The organism is Pseudarthrobacter sp. MM222, from assembly GCF_947090775.1.
GTDB lineage: Bacteria > Actinomycetota > Actinomycetes > Actinomycetales > Micrococcaceae > Arthrobacter.
In genome coordinates this window covers 2,293,639-2,308,890 of the sequence record NZ_OX352321.1, presented here as the reverse complement: position 1 = coordinate 2,308,890, position 15,252 = coordinate 2,293,639, and the positions used below count along the sequence as shown (strand labels likewise).

10 protein-coding genes are annotated in these 15,252 nt (G+C 66.6%); 6 read left to right on the top strand and 4 right to left on the bottom strand.

Annotation, left to right across the window (positions count from 1 at the left end):
* Position 1: 1 nt before the first annotated feature.
* Together OM977_RS10430 and OM977_RS10425 are read right to left on the bottom strand one after the other, a co-directional pair.
* Complete coding sequence (locus OM977_RS10430; protein WP_264353913.1) at positions 2 to 451, bottom strand: hypothetical protein; 450 nt, start codon at positions 449 to 451, stop codon at positions 2 to 4.
* Positions 448 to 3,624 carry an efflux RND transporter permease subunit gene (locus OM977_RS10425; RefSeq protein ID WP_264353912.1) on the bottom strand — a complete coding sequence of 1,059 codons (3,177 nt, stop codon included), beginning with the start codon at positions 3,622 to 3,624 and terminating at the stop codon, positions 448 to 450. The genes OM977_RS10430 and OM977_RS10425 overlap by 4 nt, the downstream gene beginning before the upstream one ends.
* Before the next feature lie 785 nt (positions 3,625 to 4,409).
* Between OM977_RS10425 and leuS the strand changes: the two genes are divergently transcribed.
* From leuS to holA, 5 genes are all read left to right on the top strand, one after another.
* Positions 4,410 to 6,941 (top strand): leucine--tRNA ligase, encoded by a 2,532-nt coding sequence (gene leuS / locus OM977_RS10420; RefSeq protein WP_264353911.1) that lies wholly within the window; start codon positions 4,410 to 4,412, stop codon positions 6,939 to 6,941.
* An 81-nt stretch (positions 6,942 to 7,022) separates the two neighbouring features.
* Positions 7,023 to 8,003 carry a DegV family protein gene (locus OM977_RS10415; protein ID WP_264353910.1) on the top strand — a complete coding sequence of 327 codons (981 nt, stop codon included), beginning with the start codon at positions 7,023 to 7,025 and terminating at the stop codon, positions 8,001 to 8,003.
* Between the two features lie 70 nt (positions 8,004 to 8,073).
* Positions 8,074 to 8,985, top strand: a complete 912-nt coding sequence (locus OM977_RS10410; RefSeq protein ID WP_264353909.1) for a helix-hairpin-helix domain-containing protein — start codon at positions 8,074 to 8,076, stop codon at positions 8,983 to 8,985.
* Between the two features lie 13 nt (positions 8,986 to 8,998).
* On the top strand, positions 8,999 to 11,032 hold the full coding sequence (locus OM977_RS10405; protein ID WP_264353908.1) for a ComEC/Rec2 family competence protein: 2,034 nt from the start codon (positions 8,999 to 9,001) through the stop codon (positions 11,030 to 11,032).
* Positions 10,966 to 11,979 carry a DNA polymerase III subunit delta gene (gene holA, locus OM977_RS10400; protein WP_264353907.1) on the top strand — a complete coding sequence of 338 codons (1,014 nt, stop codon included), beginning with the start codon at positions 10,966 to 10,968 and terminating at the stop codon, positions 11,977 to 11,979. Before OM977_RS10405 ends, holA begins: the two co-directional genes overlap by 67 nt.
* Before the next feature lie 149 nt (positions 11,980 to 12,128).
* On the opposite strand, the gene rpsT is transcribed toward holA, so the two are convergent.
* Both rpsT and OM977_RS10390 read right to left on the bottom strand, forming a co-directional pair.
* Positions 12,129 to 12,389, bottom strand: a complete 261-nt coding sequence (gene rpsT, locus OM977_RS10395) for a 30S ribosomal protein S20 (protein WP_090581023.1) — start codon at positions 12,387 to 12,389, stop codon at positions 12,129 to 12,131.
* A 177-nt stretch (positions 12,390 to 12,566) separates the two neighbouring features.
* Positions 12,567 to 13,184 (bottom strand): type II toxin-antitoxin system PemK/MazF family toxin, encoded by a 618-nt coding sequence (locus OM977_RS10390; RefSeq protein WP_264353906.1) that lies wholly within the window; start codon positions 13,182 to 13,184, stop codon positions 12,567 to 12,569.
* A gap of 178 nt (positions 13,185 to 13,362) precedes the next feature.
* Here OM977_RS10390 and lepA point away from each other — a divergent pair, with 178 nt between their 5' ends.
* Complete coding sequence (gene lepA / locus OM977_RS10385) at positions 13,363 to 15,216, top strand: translation elongation factor 4 (RefSeq protein ID WP_264353905.1); 1,854 nt, start codon at positions 13,363 to 13,365, stop codon at positions 15,214 to 15,216.
* Positions 15,217 to 15,252: the final 36 nt, after the last annotated feature.

The window sequence follows — 15,252 nt, the reverse complement described above, 5'->3', positions numbered from 1 at the left end:
GTCATTTGCCTGTATTGAATTCGGCGCCGAACAATTCAGCCGCGCCTACCGTGACAACCTGGGTTCCAGCCGGAGGACCAACGGTGGCCGTGACCACGCCGGCTTCCACCTTGCTGACCGTGACCTCCTGGCGCTCGTAGACCCGCTCGGCTGGGTTGGTGTAGACCCAGGTCTTGCCGGCGGAGTCGTACATCAGGGCTCCGTAGGGCAATTGAACTCCTCCCGCGCCGGCAGTTACCGGCTCGGTCTTGAGTTCGATCCGATCCAGACCGCGCTGCGTCAGGGTCAACTTTGCGATTCCCGTCGTAGCGTTCTTCTCCACCTTGGCGGGGGCCTCACCAACCGCTGCAGGGGCGGCCACGGGCGCGGCGCAGGCCGGGAGGGAGAACACGAGGGCGGCACAGACAGCGGCCGCCAGGGGCAGGCGCCGTTGGGGCTTTTGGCTGGTCATTTTGCTTCCACCTTTTCCTGCATAACGGGCTGAACGGGGGTTTCCAATTCGTATACTTCCGACCACTCTTCCGGCGCGGTGCGGGGACCGAACCAGAGGGTCAGCAATGGGAGCACCAAGAGCCCCACAAGCGTGGTGGTCACGAGGCCGCTGGCGATTATCAGCAGCATCGGGACAATCAGGGCCTGGCCAACAGTGGTGCCCACCAGGGCTGGCGGGATCAGAACCGCAAGCGTGATGAGCGCCGACTTGAGGATTGGTGAGATGCGCTCCCGGGCGGCCGTCAGAACGACCTCCGCCCGCGACTGCTGCGGCGTGGAGCGCCACAGTTCGTCGGTCCGCGCTGACAAGAGGGCCGCGTTGCGGGCGGCAATCGCCAGGACCGCAGCGAGAGCCGTGAGCGAGAGCCAGGACAACGAGGCTGACATGAGCCACGCGGCCACAAGAGCGCCCGACAGGGCCGCCGGAAGGGCCAGGAAGACCGCTAGGGCCAGCTTCCAACTCCGAACGGCCGTCTGGAGAAGCAAGAGCACGCCGATGAGGGACGCTGCCGCCAGCCAGAGAACCAGGGAGTCTGCGGCCTGGAGCTCGCCATACTTCTTCGGGATTTCGGCGTGGTACTCGAGCGGGAACTGGATCTGCTTGACTGCAGCTTCAATATCCCGCTGTACGTCAGCCAGAGGCCGTCCGCTGACCTCGGCTACGATGTCGACCCGCCGCGACGTGTCATCGTGTTGGATGACAACCTCGTTCGGAACCAGCCGGACGGCGGCGATCTCGCCCAGCGTGACGTGTCCGCCATTGGGGGTGTCCAGGAGCAGTTCACGGATGCTGGTGAGGTCATCCCTGACGCCGAGCGCGCCTCGCACTACCACCTCGAACACTTTCTGCTGTTCGAACAGGTTGCCAACAACGACGCCCTGCATCAGAGTCGCCGCGGCACGCCGGGCGTCACCGGGCTTGATACCAACCCGCTGGGCGGCCTCGAGATTGACTTCGACCTCGACGATGGGAGTCGTGGCACTTGCGTTAATCGTGGGGTTCTTGATCCCGTTGATGTTTGCCAGCGCCTTCCGCACCTCTTCTGCCTTCTCCCGCAGGATAGGCATCTCGGTCCCGTAGACGCGGACCGCAAAGTCTGGTTCCAGCGTGTCCTGCATGGCACCGATCTTCTGCTGCGAATAGTTGACGACATTGTGCGAAATGCCGGGGTAGCCCTGGACAACGTCGCGGACTGCCTGTTCCGTATCACCGAAGTCGGCGTCGGAGGCAATCGAGACCCACAGCTCGGCGGAACTATTGCCGACAATCTGATCAGACGTGATGGCACGGCCGATGTGTCCGCCGACTCCGGATACGCCCGGGAGCGCCCGCAGTTCGTCAGATGCCTTGGACGCGATCCGGCGGACTTCATCATTGGAGGTACCGGCCATGGAGTCCCACTGCACGAGCAGGGTCCTGTCCGGCAGAGTTGGAACCAACGGCCGGTTGCCGAGCAGCTGGGAGCCGGCGGCAAGACCCAGCACACCGATTACAGCTACGGCGACCAGGCCGAGGGCCTTCCGGGAGCCGGCACCTGCCACTGCGCGGTCGTAACTGGCCCTTGCGCGGCCGGAGGCAGCGGATTCCGCCCGGGGCGCGGTCTCGCGAGGCAGGAGCATCTGCGCCAGCACCGGCGTAACCGAGAGTCCGACCAGCAGTCCCGCTGCGAGGGCCAGCGCCGTCGACCAGACGAGCGGCTGGAAGAAGGAGCCGCCCACTCCGGGGAGGAACAGCGTCGGGATGAGGGCGATCGCCATGATGAGCGAGGCATGGAAAAGCGGTGTGCGGATTCCCCGGACGATGTAAATGATGCGCGACCGAATCGTTGCGTCCGTTTCCGTGGCCTCGGTGACGAGGGACCGACGTCGCTGGGCTTGGACGTCCTCCACAATGTCGCCGACTATCACCGACATTCCCAGTACTATGCCTACCAGGACAGTGACATTGAGCGTGGCGTTTTGTGCGAAGAGCACCAGCGCCGCCACTATGACGGTGGTGGTGATCGCCACGAGGGAGATCACGGCAACACGCCAGGAGCGGAAGAGCAGCCAGAACAGTCCGACGGCGATCAGCAGGCTAATCAGGAGAGCTGCGCCCAGTCCTGACACCGAGTCCTGAACTGCGGTTGCAGGCCGGAACACGCTGGTGTCGATCTGGACTCCGGTCAAACCGGGCTCCATATCCTTCAGAGCTGCCTCGATATCCTCGGTTACCTGCACCGCGCTGGTTCCGGGGAACTTCTCGATGACCAGCATGAGGCCGGCGTCCTGCCCTACGACGGCGTCGCCGATCAGGGGCTGGTGGTCTTCCCGGACAGCCGCGATATCGCCGAGCAACATCGGCGTGGGTGCGTCCTCCACGCTGACCTTGGCCAGATCGGCCGGCGTGCGAATCGGAAGGACATGCTGGATACCCAGCCGCTGGCTGGGGGACTCGACGAAGCCGCCGGTGCCCGGAGTCGAGGCCTCCAGGAAGCTCAACGGAGAAACCCAGACTGCGTTGCCGGTGGTCTTGATGACCTGTTCCAGGGTGATGCCCTTGTCGCGCAGTTGGGTCGGGTTGACCTCGACCTGGAGTTGCTGCTCCCGCTGGCCCCAGATGGACACGTTGGCAACACCCGGAATTCCGATCAGGCGCGGCTTGATCTTCCAGCGCGCCAGGACGGACATCTCGATGCCGGAGAGCTGCTTGGAGTTCAACTTGACCATGAGGACACGGCTGGTGGATGACGTAGGCTGCATGATCAGCGGTGGGGCCGAGACGTTCGGCAGGGCTACTGCCTGCGTCATCCTCTCCGCCACTAGCTGGCGGGCGCGCAGTAGATCCGTGCCCGGCTCAAATACAAGTTCGATAGATGACAGCCCCGGTACGGACTTCGACCGGATCTCGTCCAGCCAGGCCACTCCGTTGAGGAGATCGGCCTCCATCGGGGAGGTGATGAGCTGCTCGACTTCGACAGCTGAGAGGCCGAGGGCCTCAGTCTGGATTTCAACCTGCGCGGGCGCGAACTCAGGCATGGTGTCCACGGCCATCCGCGGAACGTTGACAACGCCGAAGGCAATGAGGCCGGCCGCGAGGGCGAGAACCAGAATGCGGAATTGCAAACTGAACCGGGTAACCCAGCCAAACATGGCTAGCCCTGTTCCTGGGGGCTGCCGATAACGGCGTTGCGCCCGGTCAGAAGAAATATTTGTGGCAGAACAGAAACACGCAATAGATACATGACAGGCTCCTCAACCCGAGACCTTTTTGCGAATCCCCCCAGAGATCTTGGGAGAATAGTGTTCCTCTTCGGTATCTTTGGCAAGGCCGCTGGAATTGCGGTAGCCGGGCTCTTTTCGGGGAGCCTAAACCATCAGAGTGCTGCATTTTCCGCAGTGGCTAGCGGACTACGCGGAGCGCGCCCCGGGGCTACTCGCCTTGCCGTCACCTTCTACCTGCCAATTAGTGCAAACTACTTGGGGGGCGATTTTCTGCACTCGTCGCCGCGGCACGCGATATTAAAGTAAGTACGGTTTATTTCCAAGTGGGGCATTTATAACAATTTGAGCGCATATTGAAGCCGCGGCATTTTCGCGGCGTCAATGGCCGACTCCCGGCGGAGAACTGTTTCGTCGCACAGCCCTTGCCGGAGGCATGTGGGCCGTCGTCCTGGCCTTTGATGCGGGCGGGTGTGCCGCCCGCGAACCAGTCGGAGGCGCTAAAGTAGATCTATGCATGCGATCCTTCTGCTTAGCTAGCCGCCCGGCATCCCGAGGAGAACTCGGAGTGTCGAGCGGCCGCCCCTCCCTATCGAGGGGCTTTTGTGTGTCTGGGCCCTTTCGGGCCTGCAGCAGGGGACAGGGGCCAGAGCGGGACGGCCCCGCGCAGTACGGACTTGACGGTAATCAGGCTTGAAGAACAGAAGAGGCCAGCAGTGAGTGTTCAGCCGGAGACAGAGACCGGAACAGCAGGAATCGGAACGGAAGGACCCGAAGAGGGTGCCTACAGTTTTGCGGCAATGGAAGCCAGGTGGCCGCAGGTCTGGGAGGACCTCAAGGTCTTCACGCCCCTCGACGACGGTTCCAAGGAACGGCGCTACGTGCTGGACATGTTCCCTTACCCGTCCGGTGACCTGCACATGGGCCACGCCGAAGCCTTCGCGATGGGCGACGTCGTAGCGCGTTACCTGCGCCAGCAGGGCTACGACGTGCTGCACCCGATCGGCTGGGACTCCTTTGGGCTCCCCGCGGAAAATGCTGCGATCAAGCGCAATGCCCACCCCAGTGAGTGGACCTACGCCAACATCGAGACCCAGGCGGCGTCATTCAAGCGCTATGCCATTTCCGCCGACTGGTCCCGCCGGATCCACACCTCGGACCCGGAGTACTACCGCTGGACGCAGTGGCTGTTCAAGCGCTTCTACGAGCGCGGCCTGGCGTACCGCAAGGATTCACCGGTCAACTGGTGCCCCATGGACCAGACCGTGCTGGCCAACGAGCAGGTGGTCAACGGTGCCTGCGAGCGTTGCGGCACCCCGGTCACTAAAAAGTCCCTGAACCAGTGGTATTTCAAGATCACCGAGTACGCGGACCGCCTGCTGGACGACATGGACGAGCTGCGCGGCCACTGGCCCGAGCGGGTCCTGGCCATGCAGAAAAACTGGATCGGCCGCTCCGAGGGCGCGCACGTCCATTTCGTGATCGAGGCCGACGGCGCCAAGCCCGCCACGGACGTCACGGTCTTCACCACCCGCCCGGACACCCTGTACGGGGCAACATTCTTCGTTGTCGCCGCCGACGCGCCGCTGGCCCTTGAACTGGTGACCGAGGAGCACGCCCCGGCCCTGACCGCGTACCGCGAGCAGGTCAAGGCGCTCACGGAAATCGAGCGCCAGTCCACCGAGCGCGAGAAGACCGGCGTCTTCACCGGCCGCTACGCCATTAACCCGCTGAACGGCGAAAAGCTGCCGGTCTGGGCTGCCGACTACGTCCTGGCCGACTACGGCACGGGCGCGATCATGGCGGTCCCCGCCCATGACCAGCGCGACCTGGACTTTGCCAGGACCTTCGATCTTCCGGTCCGGGCTGTCCTGGACACCGGCGACGAGGATCCTGCCGCCAGCGGCGTGGCGACCTCGGGCGAGGGAACGCTGATCAACTCCGGCGCGCTGAACGGGCTGCCGAAGGCTGAGGCCATCCCCGCCGCCATCGGGATCCTGGAGCAGCAGGGCACGGGCGAGAAGTTCGTGAACTTCCGGCTGCGCGACTGGCTGCTGAGCCGGCAGCGCTTCTGGGGCACGCCCATCCCGATCATCCACTGCCCAGCCTGCGGGGAGGTCCCGGTGCCGGACGAGCAGCTGCCGGTTGAACTGCCGGCGGGGCTGCGCGGCGAGGACCTGTCGCCGAAGGGTACGTCACCGCTGGCCGCCGCGGAGAGCTGGGTCAACGTCGATTGCCCGAACTGCCACGGCCCGGCCAAGCGGGACACGGACACCATGGACACCTTCGTGGACTCGTCCTGGTACTTCCTGCGCTTCGTCTCCCCGCAGTACACCGAAGGCCCCTTCGATCCCGCGACGATCAACGACTGGATGCCTGTCGGCCAGTACGTCGGCGGCGTCGAGCACGCCATCCTGCACCTGCTCTACGCACGGTTCTTCACGAAGGTCATCCACGACCTGGGCCTGATCGAGGCGGACGAACCCTTCCGGGCCCTGCTAAACCAGGGCCAGGTGCTCAACGGCGGCAAGGCCATGAGCAAATCGCTGGGCAACGGCGTGGACCTCGGCGAGCAGCTCGACAAGTTCGGCGTCGACGCCGTGCGCCTGACCATGATTTTCGCTTCCCCGCCGGAGGACGACGTCGACTGGGCGGACGTCTCGCCGTCTGGTTCGGCGAAGTTCCTGGCCCGCGCCTGGCGCCTGGGGCAGGGCGTCACTAGCGCGCCCGGCGTCGACTTCTCTACCGGCGACCGGGCACTGCGCACGGTCACCCACCGGACGATCGCGGACGCCGAGGCCTTGCTGGACTCCAACAAGTTCAACGTCGTCGTCGCGAAGCTGATGGAACTGGTCAACGCAACCCGCAAGACTATTGACGCAGCCTCGGGCGCCGGCGGCGCGGACCCCGCAGTCCGCGAGGCCGTCGAAGCCGTCGCCGTGATCCTGAGCCTGTTTGCGCCGTACACGGCCGAGGACCTGTGGAACGTCCTGGGCCACCCCGCGTCGGTAGCCAACGCCGGCTGGCCCACGCACGACGAGGCGCTCCTCGTCCAGGACACGGTGACCGCCGTCGTCCAGGTTCAGGGCAAGGTGCGGGACCGCCTTGAGGTGGCCGCGGGAATCGGCGAGGACGAACTGCGCGAGCTAGCGCTGGCGTCGGAGAACGTCCAGCGCGCCCTCGACGGGCGGGGCATCCGCACGGTCATCGTGCGGGCGCCTAAGCTGGTCAATATCGTCCCGGCATAACCGCGCGGGCCAATGAGCCGGCCGCCGGCACCAGCTGTCGGCCGGTTCAGCCTTAACGACCAAGCGAGCAGGAGGTGCTCTGTGCCCGACCGTGAGCCAGCAGGATGGCCGTGGCTGAGGGAGCGCCTTACGCGGCTCCGTCCGGCCCCCCGTGCCGGAGCCGAGCCCACGCCTTCCCTGGGCGGTGCGCGGACGGCCGTGGTCACAGACTCGGCTGCCGCCCTGCCTGCCGACTGGGTACGGGCCTTCACGGTCGACGGGCGGCTGACCGTTGTTCCCATGCCTGTCATGGTGGGCGCGGAGATCTACGGGGAGGGTGAGGACGACATCACCGAGACGATCGCCGTGGCCATCGCCAGCGGCAGGTCGGTCAAGACGTCACGTCCTTCCCCCGGACAGTTCGAACACGCGTATCTGGCGGCGAAGCAGCGCGGCTTTGAGTCCGTCCTGTCCGTCCATATTTCCGGCGAACTCTCCGGAACGGCTGATGCCGCCCGTCTCGCGGCCGGCAGGGTCCCTATCCCGGTGGAGGTCCTGGACTCGCGCACCGTCGGGATGGCCCAGGGGATGGGGGTCCAAAGCGCTGTCGTCGCTGCGGCGGACGGCAGGAACGCGGCTTACGTCCGCGCTTTCGCGGAGGAACGGCTGGCCCTCACCAAGGTCTACTTCTACGTTCCGAGCCTTGAGCAGTTGCGCCATGGAGGGCGGATCGGCGCGGCCGCCTCGCTGTTGGGCACTATGTTGTCCATCAAGCCCATTCTTGCGGTCGAGAACGGGAAGATCGTCCCGCTGGAAAAGGTCCGCTCCGCAGCCAAAGCCGTGGCGCGGTTGGAGGAAATCGTCACAGCCGACGTCGTGGCCAGGCCGGTCGGGCACGCCCGGATCGCCATTCACCACTTCGGCAACCAGGCGGAGGCCGAACGGCTCGCCGCCCGCCTCGCCATCGCGCTGCCCGACTGTCCGGCGGCGCAGACCAGCGCCCTCCCGGCTGTCCTGGCCGCCCACGCAGGGCTCGGCGTGCTGGCCGTGATTGTGGGGGAGAGCAGCACCCCGCCGGCCTGATCCGGAGTGCTTTCCACATAGACCCGGCCGGGGATGCGCACCCCGGCGGGGCGACCCTACCGTTGGTCCTATGCCACGCCGGAGCCTGTTCCACCTAAAGCCCGGAACTGAACCGCCCGACGGCGTTCCCGGTGCCCGGCACCGGCTGTCCGCCACGCTCGGCGGGCCGGACGGCACCGGACTGGTCACCGGACTAGTCACCGGGCCCCGGACCGGGCTGCTGGAGCCTGCGGCGGCGGAGGACGCCCTCGCGGACCAACCTGACGATGGCCGTCGCGGCATGCCCGGAGTGCGGAGCCGCATCGGCCTTAGAGCGGTCGCCCTGCTCGGAGTGGTTGCCGTCGTGCTTGGCGGCTGGTTCTGGTGGAATGCGGTCACCGGCGCACCGGACGCGGTTCCGCTGAGCGACGTGTCCTCGGCCGGCGTCCCACAGCAGGACACTGACTCCCGACCCGAATCTGCGCCGGCCGGGGAGGGCACGAGCCCGGAACCGACGAGGATTACGGTCCATGTGACCGGGGCGGTGGCACGTCCTGGCGTGGTTGAGCTGCCGGCAGGGAGCCGGCTGCACGAGGCCCTCGCTGCCGCCGGCGGCCCCACCGGCTCGGCGGAACCAGACCGGCTCAATCTCGCCTCGTTCGTCGAGGACGGGCAAAAGATCGTCGTGCCCGAACGGGGGCAGCCGGAGGCGTCGTCCGGCGAAGCAGCAGGCTCCGGCGACGCCGCCGGCCCGCCGGACTCCGGGGGCGCCGGTTCGGGGAGCGGCGGAGCCGGTGTTACGCCCGGCGGAAGCAAGGTCAATCTGAACACCGCAGGCATCGAGGAACTGGGCACACTGCCCCGGGTCGGGCCGGTTCTGGCCCAGCGCATCGTGGACTGGCGCAAGCAACACGGACGCTTCCAGACGGTGAACGAGCTGGACGCCGTCGACGGAGTAGGCCCCAAGCTCCTTGAGGCCTTGCTTCCGCTGGTACGTGTCTGATGGCGGTGCCCTGATGACACGGCAGAGCCGCTGGCAGCGGTACGTCGATGCAGCGGTGAAGGGCCCGGCCGGCCACGGCGATCTGCGGCGCAGCGGTGCCGCCACGCCGCCGCGACGGGCGGGACCTGGCTTGGCCGGCGCCCGGGCGGGTACCCGGGCACGTGCCGGACGTGAACATGTCCGCGACTGGCTGAGCGGCCGGCAGCTCACCGCGGCAGCTCCACACCGTTCCGCACCGGACCATTCCGGCCATACGGCGCGCAGGACGGACCTCCGTCTGGTTCCGGCGGCGCTATTGGCCTGGGCCACCGCGGCTGCCGGAGGCTGGCTGGACCCCGGCGCACTTGGTGCCTTGTGCGCCGTGTTGCTGGCAGGCTCCGGGGCGTTGCTGCTCCGGGTCGCGGTCCGCTCAGCCGAGCAGACGAGGGACCGGACCGGAGGCCGGGCTGGCACCCCGGGATCATCCGGACGGAGCGGGCCGGCGCCGCGCAGCCTGCACGCTACTGCGGCGGTGGCAATGCTGCTTGCGGCCGTGGCGGGCTCCCACTCAGCTGTTGCGTCCGCTCAGCGCTCCGACGCGGACCTGGCTGGCGCTGTGGCTGCGAACGCGCCGGTGGTGGTGGAACTCGTCGTCGCCGGCGCGCCGCGGCGGCTCGCGTCGCCGGGTCGGTCTGGGCTGTCGGACCGGTGGGCCGTACCGGCCATGCTGATCGCTCTGGACTGGGACGCCCGCCGGATCCGGGCGGCCGCCGGATTGCTGGTAATGGGTGGCCCGGACTGGGAACACGCCAGGCCCGGCGAGCGGCTCCGGACGACCGGAAAACTCAGGGCGGCGGAGCCGGGCCAGGTCGCGGCGGCCGTTCTCTCGGCCTCCTCTGCCCCACGAACGCTGGCAGGCCCGGGAGTTCTGCAGCAGGGGGCACGATCGCTGCGGGAGGGCCTGGCCAGGACAGGGGAACGGTTCGGTGGTGACGCCGGGGGGCTGCTGCCGGGGATGGTCACAGGGGACACCAGCAGACTCGATCCGCAGCTGGAGAGCGCGATGAAGACGGTCGGGATGACCCACCTCACGGCTGTCAGCGGGGCCAATTGCAGCCTTATTCTGGGCGTGCTCCTGTTGGCTGCCCGCAGTCTCCGGCTGGGCCGGGTTGCTGCCGCAGCCGTGTGCCTCGCCGGGCTGGGCATGTTCGTCCTGATGGTCGGGCCGGACGCCAGCGTCCTTCGCGCCGCCGTGATGGGCGCCATCGGCCTTGTTTCCCTGGTCGGCGGCCGGACCGGAGGCGGCCTCAGTTACCTGTGCCTTGCCGTCATTGGCCTGTTGCTGGCGGACCCGGGACTGTCCACGGCTTTCGGATTCCTGCTTTCGGTGCTGGCCACGTTGGGCATAGTGGTCACGGGACGGCCGATCATGTCCTGGCTTCCCAAGGTCGTGCCGCGCTGGGCGGCTGCCGGCCTTGCCGTCCCGTTGGCGGCGCAGGTCTTCTGCGGCCCGGCAATTGTCCTCCTTCAGCCCCAATTTTCGATCTATGCTTTGGCCGCAAATCTTGTTGCCTCCGCCCTGGTACCGCCGGTCACCCTGTTCGGGACGGCAGCCGTGCCGCTCGTGCCGCTTTCGCCCGAGCTTGCTGCGGTACCGCTGGCGGTGGCTGCGGTGTTCGCGACCGGGGTGGCCGGCGTAGCCCGCTTCTTCGCCGGGCTCCCCGGGGCGGTGCTGCCCTGGCCGGAGGGCACCTATGGCATGGCGACAATGGCGCTGTTTTCCGCGGCGGTCCTCAGCTCGGTCTGGCTGGTCCTGCATTCCGCCGCCGTCGTCGCGCTGGCCCTGGCGGCCCAGAGGCAGACCGTCGCCCTTCTCGCCGGGCTGTCGTCCGGCCACTCTCGCCTGCGGGGGCCGGCCGGACGGGTCCAACGCGGCTTGGTGGACCGTCCGCGCCGTGGCACGCTTAGAGTCTGCAAACAAACATCCCGGAGGAATCACGAGTGGCTGCTGCCCAGACCCAACGCCCCAGGACCGCCGCGACGAACACGGCCACCTGGCGGGACGTGACCCCCGCGGCCGTCGTGCTGGTCGGTGGTCCGGAGGACTACCTGGGCACGCGCGCCATGGACCGGGTCCGCTCGCAGGTGCGCGCGGCCGCGCCCGACGTCGAAGTCACCCGCCTCAATGCCGGCAGCTACGAGCCGGGCTCGCTCGCGATGAATGTCAGTCCGTCCCTGTTCGGTGAGCGAAAGCTCATCGAAGTCGAGGGGCTCGAGGCCATGAACGATGCCTTCCTGTCCGACGCGCTGAAATACCTGGCGCACCCCGAACCCGATGCTGTGCTGGTTTTCCGCCATGGTGGTGGCGTGCGGGGGAAGAAGCTGCTGGAAGCAATCAAGGCGGGCGGCTGGCCGGTGGTTGACTGTCAGCCGCTGAAGAAAGACGCGGACAAGGTCGCCTTTGTGACCGGCGAGTTCAGGGCCGCGGCCCGCCGAATCGACCCCGAGGCAGTGCACGCGCTGGTGAACGCTGTCGGCGCCCACCTGGCCGAGCTCGCGGCTGCCTGCAGCCAACTGATTGCCGATGCCGCAACCGGAGTGGACGCCGCCATGGTGGACCGGTATTACGGCGGCCGTGTGGAAGCAACTGCCTTCAAGGTGGCCGATGCTGCCCTCGCAGGGAATGCCCCGCTGGCGCTGTCCACCCTCCGGCATGCCTTGGCCACCGGTGCCGACCCTGTTCCGCTCGTCGCTGCGCTGGCTTCCAAGCTGCGCAGCCTGGCCAAGGTCGCCGGGGCACAGGGCTCATCGGCCCAAATTGCCAAGCAGCTGGGGATGCAGCCGTGGCTGGTGGAGCAGGCGCAGCGCGAGGTCCGCCGCTGGACGCCGGAGGGACTGGTCCGGTCCATTCAGGTGACGGCTGAGGCGGACGCACAGGTCAAGGGAGAGGCCCGGGACCCGGTTTATGCCGTGGAGCATGCCGTCACCGTGATTGCGACCTCGGTCCGCCGCTGAGCGCTGCCGACGGCGGAATGTCGGTCCCTGGGCTTCGGGCCGGGCACGTCCCCGCGGGGCCATGCTGTCCGGAAGTGCCCTTTAAACTGGACGTGGCCGGCACCCTGAGGGTGCCGGCCACATTCATCAGTTCCGTTGAACTGGAAACCTTAGAGCGCGTTGACCTTTTTGGAGATCGCGGACTTGCGGTTTGCTGCGTTGTTCTTGTGCAGAACACCCTTGCTGACAGCCTTGTCCAGCTTGCGGCCGGCGGCAACCAGTGCGGCAGCGGCGGCATCCTTGTCGGTGGACTCAACGGCGGTGTTGACGGCGCGGATGGCCGTCTTCAGCTCGGACTTGACTGCGTTGTTGCGCAGGCGAGCCTTCTCGTTGGTGAGGATGCGCTTCTTCTGGGACTTGATATTAGCCACGTGTGAACTCTCTTTTTCAATGCGGAAAATGGTCTAGAGGGCTTTCAGATTGGCCATTGACTGAGCGGCGTGGGGATACCTATGGCGACCAACCATATGTGGCCGTCGACCTGCACGGACACACAGCTGTAAATCATAGCAGAGACGCCGGTCCGGTGACGATCCGGAGGGCTGCGGTCAGGACCAGCCGTGACGCGTGCGCAGCGCCGTGGCGACCAGGTTGAACCGGCCGGCGTCGAGGATCGCTCCTTCGCGTCGGATGTCCGCGGGGTTGACCTGGAGGATCCGGTCCATCTTCGCCTCACTGGGGCGCCCCTGCCGGTCCCAGTCTCCGGTGCCTATATCCACGTAGTCGTCGGCGTCGCGTCCGTCGCGGTCGTGGTCCTTGCTGGTCAGCATGAGCCCCAGCAGGTAGTCCCCGGTGTTGCCCACCAGCAGTACCGGGCGGTCCTTGCCCTGCGAATGATCCTCTTCATAGGGCACCCAGGTCCAGACCACTTCACCGGGTTCGGGGAGGCCGTTGGGGGAGGGGGCGTAGCGGACCGCCGCGGTTCCCTGGAAGTCGGCCGGGTATTTCGCGGCGGTTCTTGTCGCGACGGCGGGCTTTCCCGGGCGCGGTGCTGCCTTCGCCCGCGCTGGAGCCTGCTTTCCCTGTGGCGCGGGCCTCTTTCCGCGGGGCTTTGCGGGAGCGTCGGTGGGCGTTCCGGAGCTGCCGGATGCAGAGCCGGACAGCCGGTCCAGGAGGCGCAGGGTGGTGCGGACGGCGTTGCCGATCATGCGTAGATTCAATGCCATGGGGAAACCATACCGGTGCCACCAGCGGGGCCGCCCGGTCTTGGAAGGCAGTAATGCACTGCGCCGCGCCGGGACGTGGGAGACTAGAAGTTCGAAGATGCGGCACGTCGCGGGATGGCACCACCATCCGCACGGATCCGTGCAACGCCAACAGTAAAGCCAACAGTAAGGACCCTGCGTGTCTCCCATGGCCCGCACCGCCCCGGTGCCTGCCGCAACAGATCCGGCCATCATCCGGAACTTCTGCATCATTGCGCACATTGACCACGGCAAGTCCACGCTGGCCGACCGGATGCTCCAGTACACCGGCGTCGTCAAGTCCCGTGACATGAAGGCCCAGTACCTGGACCGCATGGACATTGAGCGCGAACGCGGCATCACCATCAAGTCCCAGGCCGTCCGCATGCCGTGGGAGCTCGACGGCACCAGCTACGCGCTGAATATGATCGACACGCCCGGACACGTCGACTTCACCTACGAGGTCTCCCGCTCGCTCGCGGCCTGCGAAGGCGCTGTGCTTCTCGTGGACGCCGCGCAGGGCATCGAGGCGCAGACCCTCGCCAACCTCTACCTGGCGATGGAAAACAACCTCACGATCATCCCGGTGCTGAACAAGATCGACCTCCCGGCCGCCCAGCCCGAGAAGTACGCTGCAGAGCTGGCCAGCCTCATCGGCGGCGACCCCGACGAGGTGCTGCGTGTCTCCGGCAAGACCGGTGCCGGCGTCGAGGTCCTGCTGGACAAGATCGTCCGCGACCTGCCCGCCCCGGTGGGCGACCCCAACGCCCCGGCCCGCGCCATGATCTTCGACTCGGTCTATGACACGTACCGCGGCGTGGTGACGTACGTCCGTGTGGTCGACGGCATGCTCCACCCCCGCGAACGCATCCAGATGATGTCCACCCGAGCCACGCACGAGCTCCTCGAGATTGGCGTCAGCTCCCCGGAGCCCACCCCCTCCAAGGGTCTGGGCGTCGGCGAGGTCGGCTACCTCATCACCGGGGTTAAGGACGTGCGCCAGTCCAAGGTCGGCGACACCGTCACCAACCTGGCCAAGCCCGCCACGACGTCGCTCAGCGGCTACGCGGATGCCAAACCCATGGTCTTCTCCGGGCTGTATCCGCTGGATGGCACCGACTATCCGGTACTTCGCGATGCGCTGGAGAAGCTGATGCTGAACGACGCCGCGCTCGTGTACGAGCCGGAAACGTCCGCGGCCCTGGGATTCGGATTCCGCGTGGGCTTCCTGGGCCTGCTGCACCTGGAAATCACGCGGGAACGCCTGGAACGCGAATACAACCTGGACCTGATCTCCACCGCCCCGAACGTCGAATACGAGGTGACGCTGGAGGACAAGAAGATCGTTCACGTGACCAACCCCAGCGAGTACCCCACCGGCAAGGTCGCAGAAGTCCGCGAGCCGATGGTGTCCGCCACCATCCTGGCGCCGAGCGAGTTTGTCGGCGCCATCATGGAGCTGTGCCAGAGCCGGCGCGGCGTTCTCGGCGGCATGGACTACCTTTCCGAGGACCGGGTGGAAATCCGGTACCGCCTGCCGCTGGCCGAAATCGTCTTCGACTTCTTCGACATCCTCAAGTCCAAGACCCGGGGCTACGGGTCGCTCGACTGGAAGGCCGACGGCGATCAGGTCGCCGATCTGGTCAAGGTGGACATCATGCTCCAGGGCGAACAGGTTGATGCCTTCTCCGCCATCACGCACCGTGACAAGGCCTACGCCTACGGTGTGATGATGACGGGCAAGCTGCGCGAACTGATTCCGCGCCAGCAGTTCGAAGTGCCCATCCAGGCCGCCATCGGTTCGAGGATCATCGCCCGTGAAAGCATCCGTGCCATCCGCAAGGACGTGCTCGCCAAGTGCTACGGCGGTGACATCACCCGAAAGCGCAAACTGCTGGAAAAGCAGAAGGAAGGCAAGAAGCGCATGAAGATGGTGGGCCGGGTCGAGGTCCCGCAGGAAGCCTTCATCGCAGCCCTCACCACGGACGAGTCCAAGGACAAGGCCAAGAAGTAGCGGTGCCCCTTATGACTGTCCACCATCAGCCGGGCG

Excerpts from the sequence above, each read along its gene's own strand:
- OM977_RS10430 (WP_264353913.1), bottom strand. The coding sequence starts at position 451 with ATGACCAGCCAAAAGCCCCAACGGCGCCTGCCCCTGGCGGCCGCTGTC.
- OM977_RS10425 (WP_264353912.1), bottom strand. The coding sequence starts at position 3,624 with ATGTTTGGCTGGGTTACCCGGTTCAGTTTGCAATTCCGCATTCTGGTT.
- OM977_RS10410 (WP_264353909.1), top strand. The coding sequence starts at position 8,074 with ATGCCACGCCGGAGCCTGTTCCACCTAAAGCCCGGAACTGAACCGCCC.
- OM977_RS10405 (WP_264353908.1), top strand. The coding sequence starts at position 8,999 with ATGACACGGCAGAGCCGCTGGCAGCGGTACGTCGATGCAGCGGTGAAG.
- OM977_RS10390 (WP_264353906.1), bottom strand. The coding sequence starts at position 13,184 with ATGGCATTGAATCTACGCATGATCGGCAACGCCGTCCGCACCACCCTG.